Genomic DNA, 13,756 nt, shown 5'->3' with positions numbered 1-13,756 from the left:
TATCTTAGCATATGTTTTGCGTGACAATTTTAAAGGTTTATTAAAAATTCACTTAACAATTTGTTCACAAAAAGGCGCTGTGCCCCAATAGGACACAGCGCCTTTTCCTTTACTTTTCTAATTATTCATATCTTTTAAAACAGCATACAAATCCGGATGCTCATTCCAATATTCTTCCTTCATATCTTCCCATTGTTCTGTAGAAATAGCTATCCCAGTGTTTTCTATTATTCCACGAAATACTAACGGAGTTTCATGTGCTCCAAAGATACTATCAATAAGATCCATACCTTTTTCATTGTAGGTTTCATGATATACACGGCCATTTTTTATGCTAGAGTTTAGCGCTGCCTGATATGATTTGCTCATCAGGCAGGCAAGATATGCCTGTTTATTATCCTGTAATGTATCAAATACAACTATTTCCAAGCGCCCACTTGGACGAGTATGTACCAACAACGCTCCTTCTATAACCCCATTCTTAATTACAACACTAGAAAGATTAGAATCAAAATAATCCATTTTGTAATCGGTAAGCATATAGTCTATATGCTTTCCTGTTTTTATGTACTTTTTGCGTAGCTCTCGCAAAAAGACTTTAAGTGTTTTTTCATCCACTTCAGCTAACGAGGTTGCTCCCTTTATTGCAGTATTCTTTTTTATACCACTAAAATATTTATTATCCTTTAATGCTGAAAGCTCTGATTCAAATTCTAAACTATATATGGGAGCAAATTGAAAATGCCAATCGGTTAAAAAATTGCCCAGTTCTTCATAGTCTTCAATGGCTGGTATATCAATAGTCATAGTTGGCACCTCTGTATTACCAAACTCCCAGAATAAATCTGTAATAAGCTCGCAGCCTATGCCATCATCGCGCCTATTAGAATCCACATATAACCATTTGATTCGAATATTATCAATGTTTTCTTTTTCATCGCATTCTTTCACAAAAACTAAGGCGCCAAATCCATCGAAATATCCATCTAAATCCCTACGCAAGCAACCCAGGCCAAAGGTATCCCTTCTAATCATCATATCTTCTATCAAATCATCCGGTATTAAATGTTCAAATAAAGAAACATTATCCTTTGTTATTTGTGTAATCATAATTAGAGTTCTCCTCTTACTTTTAACATTTCCACATACAAGTCCTGATAATCCTTTAATAGCTTAATTCTTTCCATTCCTACCTGCCAAAGTGGATTAACATTTTGAATCAGTATGTAAATATTATCGTACAGACACAAAAAAGTTTGTTCCAGTTCTTCTGACGGAACGCTCTTTACTGTTTCACTATCCCAAGTTTGAATTTTCCTTGTGAGTACATCAACATTTCTAAGGATGTCATCTTCATAGTAAGAAAACATTGATAAATCAACGTCTTCAAACTCTGAATATTTCTCTTTAAACTCTTTGGATTCTACCACTTGCTGCAATGCATCACTTATATCAGATATCTCACCTTTAAGCTCTATTGTAGGATTTTCCGGACTAGCCACAACCTCATTTTTTTTTGCCATTGATTTGCCCCTACTTTCTATTCATCATCATCTTCTTCATCATCTACATTATCTTCACGCCACTTTTCTGCGGATTGATATTCTTTATTTGCACGCTCAATAATTGCATCCCTCGTCTGCTTATTAGTGTAACCTACACCAGTTTTGGCTAAAGCAGTTCCTTTTTTGTTTAATTTGCCTCCAAATGCTGCTGGTCCGAATAATTTGAATCCAATATTAAATTTCATTGCAGATTCAACTGCCTCATCAGATATATATACTGAATTATTTGAAGCACCATCTGTGTTTTTTCCCTGTTCTTTTAATTTTTTCTGTCTCTCTTTTTCAGCTGCCATAGCTTCGTGATGCCTAGTCCATGTGGAAGGTAAATGAGGTACTGGAATTCCAATCTTTGGATACGTTTTATCCGCTAAATATTTTCCTCCACTTAATTTTGTTATTGTTTGTCCAACTCCTTTTACAACTTCATTCCCCAGCCAAATTGGAATGAATACAAGTGAAGCTAAAATATTAAAAGAATTTCTAAAAATGCCACCCCAAATATAATCTCTAGCCGCATCCTTAAAGAACTGCCCTGCTGTACGTGTTTTAAATGTATCATTAAAGGAGCGTTTTATACTTCTACCAGCTCCTTTAAAGCCATCTGGTACTCTTTCCGTGAAAAATCTTTTAATGCCATCCCCAAGACGTCTAAATCCTTTTTTTGCTTTACTCTCTTCCTTTACTACTGGCTGTGGAGGCGCAACATTATACTTGGCAATTCTAGATTGAACCTCTTCTCTTAGTTGTCTTACCTGAGCAGTTCTTTCCCTAGCTGCCTTTGAAAAGCAAATCTTAAATCGAAGATATTTATTACACTTCGCTTCAACATCCCTTAGCTTTTCAGCCAGCATCTCGTACGCATTATCTCTAACATCACTATCTTCTGACTTTACATCTTTCTCATATGTTTTCTCGATATTAAAATAGTCACTCATGGCACTTCTAATAGCTGCCATATCATTGCTATCATCACCTCTTGCTTCAGCATATGTTTTGTCAAATTTTATAGCATCCAAGTACTTTTCTTCTGCTTTTTTCTTTTCTTCCTTTTTTTTAGACTTCGTTTTGGGATTCTTCCCTTTCTTAAGCTTTAGCTTTGGAGTGTCCATTATGAAGCCCTGATTTAATACATCAGTCTCCTGCTCCTGTTTTTCTTCAACGATATTGCCTTCTTGCAGCTGTTGATTTTGTTGGATTTGCTCTTCCTGATTAACTTGAATTTCACTTTGTTCCTTCTCTTCTAATTGAAACAAATCGCCCATAGTAAACCTCCTTAAGCTTTAAGCCCTAGATACTGGTAGTAAAATTCTCACCGAAAATCCCTTTCCAACATCAGACAAAACATTGATAGTTCCACCGTGATCCTCGATTATTTTATAAACAAAATACATTCCCATACCTTGGCCATTTTCCCCTGTATGTGTGATACTTCGGTAGCCCTTTTCAAATACATGCTCTACCTCAGCTGCAGGCATTCCATTTCCTGTATCTTTATAAACAATGAGAACACCATCATTACCAGCCTCGCTAACCATAACGCTAATGTCTCCGCTTTTGCCCATATACTTTAGAGAATTTTCAAAAAGGTTGTAAAACAGTCGGATAAACTGCCATCTATCAGCCCTTATCATTACCTGCTCACTTTGACTTATGACACTTACCCGAATTCCTCTTTTGCTGGTAAAATCCTTCATGTAACTGCTGACTTCTCTAACTACATCTAAAATATCTATGATTTCATATTTGTATTCTACAGATGTGGTTTCATTATCAATTACAAGTTTTAAAATGTTTGAAAGATAGCGAATATTACCACAAATTTTTGTTATTACTTCCTTTTGTTTATCCTCATCTAGTTTTCCTTCCTCCAAAAGTTCACCATACCCCTGAATGATAGACAGAGGCATTCGAACATTATGAGAAAGTAGGCTTCGCATCCATTTAACGTCATCCATTCTGATTATTCCCCTTTATGCTTCCTCTAAAGCCTCGTAAGCTAAATCGTCCCAACCTTCTAGCTCCACTGTTTCTCCCACCTGCTCAATATAAGCGTATATGCTTGCGGCCAAATATCTGCCACCAAAATGCTTTTCCTTAAACACTTTATTAGCCAGGTTTTCTATTAATTCGTAGTTAACCAAATCCTCTGGTTCTTCATACCAATCATAGGTTTTTGGTTTTTGTCGAACCAATAGGCTTATTTCGCTTTCAGCATCTGAATCCGTTGCTAAAGCATCAAGAAGCTTTGCAAATAATGCCTCTCCTGCAGCCACACTATTAATTGAAATCGCAGTCACATAAACCGTCTTACCTAGTTTTTTAGTAAATAGTCCTCCACATATTTTGTCATTGTCCAGTAGCAAAAAGCTTTTTTTAATATCGTAGCCTTCATCCTCTAATTCAAAAGGATAATTAAACACGGTATTATCTAATTTTGCAAAATCTACAAAAGCCTTTTTCCTGCCTGCCTCTGGAAATGCATTAAAAGCTACTATGTTGAAATTATCACCCTTCAATGCAGCTTTATCTGCAGCCATTTCACCAATTGCGTTATTCCATTCACCAAGTACTGGATATTCCTCTTTAAATAACCTGTCTTGTAAATACATTAATTGTGACTGAGCAAATTCCTCACTATACTCATTAATATAAGCAAATACCTTACCACAGCCTATCTCTGCGGCCAAATCAAATGCAGTTATCAAGAGCTTTTCGCCAATACCATAGCCCCTAAACTTTTCACCTATACATATCCATTCCACCACAAGACCTTGCTCTATCAACGAACATATCATTAGCCCCATAGGAATATCCACATTTTTCGCTTTGTTGTGAGCCAAAGCTCCTACCGCAAAGTAACCATTTAAATCCAGCTTGTCCCCAAATGAAAATGGATCCATATCGGCAAAGTATTTTATTTGTTCCTTATCCAGACGAATAATATCCATGTTATTCCTCCTCCCAATTAGCCTGCCTTATTCTACTCCTCGTCATCATTTTGCTCTTTAAACTGATCAGCAGTGCCACTATATTTAACCATCTCATCATCTGCTTTGATTTTACCAATAGGGTCATCTTCACCAAACAAGATTCTATATCCAAATTGGGCTCCATACTTTATGGTTCTGAAATAACCAATATTCTTTGGTATATCCCACTTTCTTGCAGATAATACCTTATCAATGGAATCTTCTATACCATCCTGACCTTTATAAGATAAAGATACCTTTTCACCTTTAACCCATCTACTCAAAACAGTTTTTACCTTTCTACTACTGATTTGACAGAAGATGTCTGTAAGTTTTTGTTTAGCCTCGGCAACACCCTCATTCTTAGACTGAGCAGCTCTATAGGCATTGTATGCAGCCTCCAAGTCCTTACCACCTTTTTCTTTGAACAATGGCGTCATAGCCTCATCTATACTCTTAATATCCTTCTCTTCTGTCTTATCCAGCTGCTCAGACAATTCCTTTAAAGTGTCATACTTTTCATTAGCTCTAGATTGAATTGTACTCTTGTAGAGATTGAAAAATTCCTTTTCTTTCTTTTCTTTTTGAGCCTTAGACAGCTTCTTGTTATCCTGGTCTTCAAACAGTTTCTTAAGAGGAGCCTCCAATTCATCTTTATTTACTAGCGAATCAATAAGTGATATAAATTCAGCCTTACGTGTAATAAATTTATCATTTTCAAGTCCCTTTAATTCCTCCCAAAGACCCTTTTTTCTCTCTAATTCCTCATTTGTCAAGAAAAGCTTAGCACGGCTGAATAAGGATGGCATATAATTTGCAAGCTTAATTCTGTGAGAAGTGTTCTTAGCGTCAACTTTGTCTCTTCCTTTTTTAGTTCTGATCTTTCCAGCTACGCCACTTGTTGGGCTTTGAATCTTATTTGCTATGCCCTTTAGATAATCCACATCCTCGTTTATGCCAAGCATATAGGTGTCCAAGAAATCCTGTCTATGATTTGTATCTCGCAAAGCTTTCATAAACTCTTTCTCATCCACTACGCCATAGCTTTGGCTGAGCATCCTTGTTTCATCTCTGTAATCAGAATTAAGCTTAAGCCCTTCTTTATCGGAAAACAGAGTCTTCTGATCTGGATTAATTGGATTGATATCACTCTTTATCTTGATTGTCTTTCTAATACTAGTAATACTATCAACATCGTCGTCCATCTGATTAACTGCTTTATTCATTTCATCCACAGTATTCTTTAATCGAAGCATGCACTGAACAAAGTTGAATATTGATGCTGGAACTTCAAAACCCAGTTTCTGAGCTTTTGTCATTACTATAGCTATACGAGACATAGCTGAATCCATCGAGCCCATTTCAGCCACTTTTTTAATCATTTTACTTAAATCTTCTCTTGATTCAGCTAGCTTTGCCTTTCCTTCTGCTGACAGAAGACTTACAAAAGCATCTTCCATATTTGCAGCATCATTCATTGTACCTGCAGCCATAAATTTTAATATCTGAGACTGTTCCTCCTTGGTTAACTGAGTAGCATTACCAAAGTCTATGACTGTTGCCTCATTCTCTGATACCATTATATTGCCAGCATGCAAATCCCCGTGATAATATCCACTGCCAAATAAAGCTTCGTAAATCCACTTGTCTGCCACTTTAACCAGATGCTCCTGGCGCTTTCTCATTTCTGCAAGCTTATCAACAGCCTGTCCATGTAGCTGATTGATTTTTTCTATATCCGCCAAATCTGCTGGATTTTCTTTGTAATCAACTCTAGCCACCAACTTGCCACTAGCATCTCTTTTAACAAGGAAGTTCTTTGTTCCAAGTTCTGTTCTAAATTCTTCTGTGGTATTTACATAGTCTTCAACAGTGTTCCCATCTGCAAGTTCAAGCACCAAAGCATTTTGTGTTGATTTGAAAAGCTTATCGATTTTTACTGACTTAACATCATCAAATTCTTCTACCTTCTTCTCTAATACTGAGCCTTTACTATATACCTGACCTTTTTCAATATTCTCAGCCTCAATTCTAAGGTCCATCTCTCTTCTAATGCTCTCCATCTGTCCTTGATATGTAGCAACCATACCATCATTGGTAGCCTGTGCCGCATCAAGCATGATTTGCTCTTCACGCTTCATCTTGTTTTGAATATCAGGACGAAGTATCTTTACAACAACAGTTTTTCCATCATCGCCAAGGCCTGGGCCGTATGCCTTACAGAAAAATGCCTGACCTACAGATGCTGCTCCCAAAGATTTGACTTTTACAATCTTCGTTACCTTTCCATTAGAATTATCTACCAGGGCTGCTAATTGAGCCTCTACATAATCATCTGGAAGAGGCGCCAGTTTTGACTTTACATCCGAAAGAGCCTGCTTCAATTCAGGTGTAGTATTTGCTGGAAGTGCTTGTAAAATCTTTTGCAAAAGCGGACCACATCCCTTGAAAATACCCCCAAGCACTGCTCCTCTATCAGCATTTTTATCTACTGTGCCATCAATTTTAAGCTTATGTGTCTTTTTAGTTTTAACTAAAGAAGCAAGCATGGCGCGCTTATCCATGTTGGAAATTCTTGAAAAATAATTTTCAAATATATTTTTATAAAATGCTCCAACACCATCGCCACTCATTAAATCCTTCTTCTGAGTTGCCTCTAATACAATGTCTTCTTCGGCTTGTGTTAGCTTTCTAGCTCCCTTCTTTTCTTCTGCACCACCTATAGCATTTTTTGCTATTTCCATTCTATTTTTTGCTATGATTGTATACAGTCTTAGCACTTCAGCTTGAGCAAACTTAAATTCCGGTGTCTTCCAGTCTGTTTTTATTAGCTTTTCTATTGCTGCCTTAAATTCTGGTCCATAATTATTCTCGTCAGTAAACCAGCTTTCTAATTTAAGATCTGCCACATCCTTAACACCTTGAAATTTAATAGCTATATTAATAATTGGATTATATGAATTGCTCATCATACTTGCAAACGTATTAACAGTGTAGCATTCAAACAGCTTCTTTCTGTATTCATCTGCTTTTTTATCTTTTTTTGTTTTTATTGCTTCATCCAACGACTGTTTCTTTGCAAATTTCAGCATTTCTTCGTCGGTCCAGTTTTTCTGTTCTTCTGTTCTTTCTGGTACTACGATTTGCTTTGTACTTTCTTCAATCTCAACCTCCTCCATTTCCTGTTTTGTCAAGCTCATCTGACCATGACCATATTCAATAAGCTTTTCATAGTTTTCATATGCCTGATTATATAGGACAAGCTCGTTCATCTTTTCATTGAAAGTAGATACAAGGTCTTCTATAGTCCTTGATTTATTATAATAATCTTTACTTTTAAAGCCCTGCCATAATGCAGATGTGTTTTCCGATATAAATTTTCCGGCCTCTTCTATCATCTTGTCGACAGTGTTATCAATTTCTATTTTCTTTGTTTTTTCATCTAGTTTTTCCTCATTTTTCATTAGAGAAATAAGCTTATTAAAATAGAATTTGAATATATTAAGTTTACTGCCCACTACAATGAGCTTATCATTTTCATATAATCTTCTAAATTTTCCTGTGTCAGTCGCAGTACGGCAACTGGCATCCTTATTCATATCCTCCTCAAATAGCACTGGGGTTTCCTCAATTGCCCGGTCAGTAGACGATATCATTTCATTAATCGATTCTAGCATCAAGTTAAGTCTCTCGACTTCATCTTCATCATTACCCCCTTCTGCTTTTGCTTTAGCATCAGAAGCCAGTTTTAACAATTCTTTAAGAGTCATATATCGTTCAACCAAATCTATGTCTCCACTTAGCGCCCTTGAAACATGAAGATTTTTATCCTTAAATAACTCCTCTGCTCTGGCTTTACTTTTAGCCATTAAAGAATTGATATTTTCTGTGGCATGAGCATTTTGTTCTGCAGTGCGGGACATATCCATATGAGATTTTTCAGCTTTTCCAAACAGACTCTCAGTCTGTTCAACAATCATCTTGTCGGATATTTTTGTAAAGTTCTTCTGTATTAATTCTGATAATTCTTCATCCTTTTCCTTGATAGTTTTGTCTAAAAGACCACTATTTATACCCTTTATGATTAAATTTGCCTTGACCTCATAGCTCAAAAACCAATTTGCAACTCCCACAATAGTACGAACAGTTCCTAATGTATCATTAATAAATGTATTGAATGTTTCTTTCATATTTTTGCTATCTTCATCAGACAACATTGAACTAATAGCTAAATTATCAAACACAGTTAACAAGATACTTGGATTATCCATCAAATAAACAATAGTATAAGCATGTTTAACAAACACCTGTCTAATTCTATCGACAGGATCAACTACCTTACCATTTTCATCCCAATTGTTTGCTGAAAACATAAAATCAGATACAAACTCTGTAATAATATCCGTCATTGAATCAGCAATTGTCTGATTGTATCGATTCTCTACCTCTTCATTAGTCACTGAAACTTTATCTCCGGCAAACAATCGCATGCCTTTGGCCAAAGTTATCTTAAACTGATCGTTAGTCTTAACCCCCTCTTGATAGGTCTTGTACCACATAGGCTGCTCTTCCGGACTCATGGATGCATATTTATCCATTAATTCCTTTTCACGCTCTTCTAGTAATTTTGCCTCTTCTGCCTCCTTTGCTTCCTCTTCCTTCTCTTTTATGCTAAGTATCAGATCAACGTTAGACTTATTATTTATTACTCCAGCCACCTTTGCGGCCTTAATATCCTTGTCCTCATTAGCAAGTATTCTCGTAATTTCCTTATCCTCTGCTGTCAAAGCAACTTCATTGTTGTCTCCACCCTGATAAAAATTAATTCTTTCTAATACCTTAGAAGACTCAATTTCTTTTTTATTGATTTTGTCAGCCAAATCAACCAACTCATAGGTTGGCACATTATAAAGAAGCTCTGGCTTAATTTTTTCAGACTTCAAGATGATATATGTCATTAACTGACGTGCATTAATTACATCACCACTGACAATCTCTTTAAGGTTTTTAAAATCCTTATTTCTATAGTGAAAAATGGCGTCATTTACACAGTCTTGCCCAAATACATCACTATGCTTAACCATATCATCTTCCAAATACCCAACTATTTCATCTGCTGTGCCTAGAAGCTTTATCTCGCTATCACCTATTCTTACAGAGAGCTCACTGTCATCTGTAGAAATAAGCATGATATTTGTACCACCAATATACATATCTTTGGCAAAATATCTACCTGCTGGTATCTCTCGTAAAGCTGACACCAGTGCTTTCAAATCTGCCATAGATTTATCAGTGGCTTTCTTTATTAGTTCAGATGGATTTTTTTCTGTGTTAAGCATGTCAATAAATGGCTTTAACTCTTTTGATAAAGCCACTTGGTCGTTTTTAGTCTTTTCTGTCTTCTTATCTTGCTTAGCTTTCTTAGACTTAAAAATCTCCTGTCTGTTTTTTTGCAGACCCATTTGCATTTGGAATCTGGCATTATATATAAGTGTTGAAAAATCGCATGCTTCATCTCCCGAAAAAACGCCAGACCATAAAAGCTGCTTTCCAACTTCAATTTCGGCAGCTTCCTTTTCCAGATTTGCAAGTATATCCTTTACTGCAGCAAGACGCCTTTTTCCTGCTTCAAACCAAGGATTTCTGTTCTTGCAATAATTATGGCAAGCCTCTATGGCATCTACATAGTACTTTTGCATCTGCTTAATCTGCCTATTATTTAATGCACCATCATGGCCTTCTCCTGCGCCTCTCATTGTTGCAAAAGCATTTTCGATATTTAACACACTGTTTTTAACTGCTTCCATCAGCTTACTATCGCCAGAAAACTTTTCATCATTCAAGAACACATGCGCTTGGTTGCGCTCCTGCATTGCCTGGAGTTTAAAGTAATCCTTATCGACCTTTATGTTTCCCTTTTTCAACAGATGGTCAATACGAGCCATATCTCTTTTAGTGGCTTTTATGGAGTGAAATGCATTATCATCAAAGGCAATATCAGGCTTTTTTCTCAAAATGCTTGCTTCACGAAACTGAGTTTTTAACATCTGTTTTTTCAATTCAGAGTCGCTCATAATTAACAAACTACCATTTTTGTTAACAGCAACATTAACTGGCAGATTTTCCTCTAACTGCACAGAAGCATAATCTATTTCAGTATTTGTTTGATGAAATTTCTGTTCCTCTACCTGTTGATTAGCGTTTATTTCATTTGCATTTATGTTCTGTTGAACCTCACCCATAATATCTGACATATTTAACCCTCCATTTATAGACCAACCAAATCTGAATATGGTTCAAAATCTGCCTTTGTAAATACTTTTCCTACCTTAACAAATTCATATTTAACTGCATTTAAATAATGTTGCATGTGTACCTCTCCACCAGCATTTGGATCTGCTGCTGCAAGAAAGGCTGCATTAAGAATACAGTTTTTGATATTACCACCAACAAGTTCGTACTTTTCTGCCAAGAATCTAATATCCACATCCTTTGCAAGTGGAGTAGTTTTCGGTATAGTAGTTCTCCACAGCATTTCTCTTGTATCCACATCTGGAAACTGGAACTCTACGATGTATTTCATACGTCTAAAGAAGGCTGGATCAATGTTGTGCTTGTAGTTTGTAGCAAGTACTGAAACACCATCATAGGCTTCAACTTCCTGTAACAATAGCGCTGTTTTGTTATTATTTGATGACTGATTCGAACCGCCATCATCACTTCGTTTTGCAAACAGGGTATCGCACTCATCAAAGAAAAGTACCACATTACATTTCTTTGCTTCACGGAAAATCATTGAAATAGATTTTTCTGTTTCACCTACGTATTTATCAATAACCTTTGACAAATCTACTCTGTAAAGCTCCAGATTAAGCTCATGGGCAATAACCTGAGCACACATGGATTTACCTGTACCAGGAGCACCAAACAAAAGCACTGAAAGACCACGACCATATGGATACTTCTTTGTATAATTCCAATCATCGTATATTTGTTTTCTAAAGTTCATTTGGTCTATAGCGTGCTGTAAGGTTTCCCTCTGGGTTGGATTCATTACGATATCCTCAAATCCAAAGTTTGCCTTTACTTTTGTTGCTTTTTGAGTAAGCTCTGAGCTCATCTGGTTGTAGCAACCTCTAAACAATGTCTTTCTTGGTATATCAATGTTTTTGTCCATAGTTGCAAGAGACCTAGCATTCTTTAGGGCATCCTTGATTTTTCCTGCAGTAAACAGAAATTTTATAGCCATTTCGGGAAGTTCTACGTCACTGCCTAAAGTGTAATCCTTGGCAAAAAACTTCCAGCATTCCTCTCGTTCTGCTGTGGTAGGAGTTGGAAGCTCAAGCTCTGTAAATTCCTCCCTCGTAATTTCCTTCATCGGAAGTTTTTCTTTACTCATGGCAAATGAAAGAATATCTTTCTCTAACAATTTGCCAAGAGCTAAATCCATGTAACCAAAGAATTTTTCTTTTTCCTCATCCCTATATGTAAGCTCTGTAAGACAACAACACGCTCCTGTCAAAATACATTCTCTTGTGACAGCCCACAGAGCATGGTCTACATATTTAAAGTCATAGCTAAACAGCTTTTTGCAATTAATGGTTATAGCCTTAAGACCATTTTTCTCGCAGAATTTCTTTACAAAGAATCGCCTGCCACTACCTTCGTCACCATAGTAATGGAAGATTCTGACACCCTCATTAAAGGATATTTCCATGGCATCCAAAATACCTTCGTTTGCCATAATAGGGTCAAGCTCTTCTCCCTTTTTAGTAAGCATCTTGAAGAATCTGCTATAATCCGCATCAAGTTTGTCATCTTCACTTCCAAACAAGAAGTCTATAAGCCTCTTATCAGGACTCACTGTTGTAGAAAATGGCATAGCTGGATTTACATTTAAAGACATGATTGGTTGCAATTGCTCTAAGCAATGACTCATGTCATCGTAAAACTTGGCAACCTGATAATCGCTGCCATAATATATTTTTGCTGCCGACTCAATTGTTGGGACTGGCAAGCCACTATTTTGATTAATAACTTGGAAAATTGTTGCATAATCTGTCTGAAGTGATGACAGAATGCCTGCTGTAAAACAGAACACAGCAAAATTTGTATAATTTAATTTCTCAGTGATATTTAAAAATGGCAGAATCATTCCCTGTTCCCTTGTTAATCTGCCTCTGTCCATTACATAGGAAATCATATCTCCTATATTCATATCCGAAGGAATTCCGCTACTTTCTTCAGTATCTTCTTCCTCGTCATCCTCGGGCGCACTGAAAGCGTTCAAAATATCTAATAAATCAGAAGGCATATCATCCTCGAAGTCATCACCTTCTTCTTCCACTTGCGAGTCCTCATCAGTGTCTTCTTTGGCCATATTGGTTTTAAAAAAAGCATCAAACCTTTTATTATTTTTGATTTCTGCAGTCTCTAAGTCAGGGTATAAAACGTTTCTGTACCCTCCTCTATCAGACTCATAATCACTCTCCATTGCCTTAATTTGCTCTTTTATACGTATATCTACACAAGAAAAAAGATATCGCATAAACTCATCATAGCTTTCAAAAGGCTTGTCTCTATCATCTAAGTTGAATATATTTCCCATAACCCCACCATTTTTCTAAAAAACATTAACGCCATTTAACATTCTTTTCGTTTGCTTCTTCCACTGGTCCTATTTTGCCTTCAGCGATAGTTGTTCCAGCGTCATTTTCATCATAGCCCTTTAACTCATCGGGAAATTCGCTTTCATCTATCTGTTCAAATTCAAGATAAGTGTCACTACAATAGCCTATATAACCATCAGCACATATAAGAGTCCAATGACCTGTCATTTTTACAACATATCCTGTGTATCCCCTAGGAACAGTCGCTACCGCTTCATTATCCGTTCCCGGATTAGCTCTTAAGTGAAGCCAGCTTGCCCCCACCACTTTATAGGTGTAATATTCCACCTCTTCTTCAGGCTCCTGAACCGGTTCTTCCTCTACCGGTTCTTCCTCAACTGGCTCCTCCACCGCAGGTTCTTCCTCTACTACCTCTTCTTGTACAGGCTCTTCCTCTACTGCAACCTCAGTAGTTTCTTCTTGCTCCTGCACTTCTGCCACAACAGGTGCCTTTGACCCCGAGTGATTTTTCTCTACTACCATATAAGCGGTAATTATCGCTATTACTAAAAATGCTATTGTTGTTAACGTATATACGAATCTGTTCATATTC

General features: G+C 36.7%; 8 protein-coding genes. All 8 read right to left on the bottom strand.

Features of this window, described 5'->3' with window-relative positions:
- Positions 1-117: 117 nt before the first annotated feature.
- From E7274_RS04960 to E7274_RS04925, 8 genes are read right to left on the bottom strand one after another with little or no spacing between them, the layout of a single operon-like run.
- Complete coding sequence (locus E7274_RS04960; protein WP_304174208.1) at positions 118-1,110, bottom strand: hypothetical protein; 993 nt, start codon at positions 1,108-1,110, stop codon at positions 118-120.
- A gap of 2 nt (positions 1,111-1,112) precedes the next feature.
- Positions 1,113-1,523 carry a hypothetical protein gene (locus E7274_RS04955; RefSeq protein ID WP_304174206.1) on the bottom strand — a complete coding sequence of 137 codons (411 nt, stop codon included), beginning with the start codon at positions 1,521-1,523 and terminating at the stop codon, positions 1,113-1,115.
- A 17-nt stretch (positions 1,524-1,540) separates the two neighbouring features.
- The gene (locus E7274_RS04950) at positions 1,541-2,827 is read right to left on the bottom strand and encodes a hypothetical protein (protein WP_304174204.1); all 1,287 of its coding nucleotides are present in this window, start codon (positions 2,825-2,827) and stop codon (positions 1,541-1,543) included.
- Positions 2,828-2,845: 18 nt separating this feature from the next.
- Positions 2,846-3,520, bottom strand: coding sequence for a sensor histidine kinase (locus tag E7274_RS04945; protein ID WP_304174202.1), 675 nt, complete (start codon positions 3,518-3,520; stop codon positions 2,846-2,848).
- 15 nt (positions 3,521-3,535) lie between these two features.
- A complete protein-coding gene (locus E7274_RS04940; protein ID WP_304174200.1) occupies positions 3,536-4,513 on the bottom strand; it encodes a GNAT family N-acetyltransferase in 978 nt (325 codons plus the stop codon).
- 32 nt (positions 4,514-4,545) lie between these two features.
- Positions 4,546-10,788, bottom strand: a complete 6,243-nt coding sequence (locus E7274_RS04935) for an AarF/UbiB family protein (RefSeq protein ID WP_304174198.1) — start codon at positions 10,786-10,788, stop codon at positions 4,546-4,548.
- A 14-nt stretch (positions 10,789-10,802) separates the two neighbouring features.
- Positions 10,803-13,142 (bottom strand): ATP-binding protein, encoded by a 2,340-nt coding sequence (locus E7274_RS04930; protein WP_304174196.1) that lies wholly within the window; start codon positions 13,140-13,142, stop codon positions 10,803-10,805.
- Positions 13,143-13,167: 25 nt separating this feature from the next.
- Positions 13,168-13,752: an SH3 domain-containing protein gene (locus E7274_RS04925; RefSeq protein ID WP_304174194.1), complete on the bottom strand. Its 585-nt coding sequence runs from the start codon at positions 13,750-13,752 to the stop codon at positions 13,168-13,170.
- Between the last annotated feature and the right edge of the window lie 4 nt (positions 13,753-13,756).

It is taken from the genome of Pseudobutyrivibrio ruminis (assembly GCF_015057245.1).
GTDB classification, from domain to species: Bacteria; Bacillota; Clostridia; order Lachnospirales; family Lachnospiraceae; genus Pseudobutyrivibrio; species Pseudobutyrivibrio ruminis_E.
The sequence above is the reverse complement of the archived record's forward strand: the minus strand, read 5'-3'. Positions and strand labels throughout refer to the sequence as shown.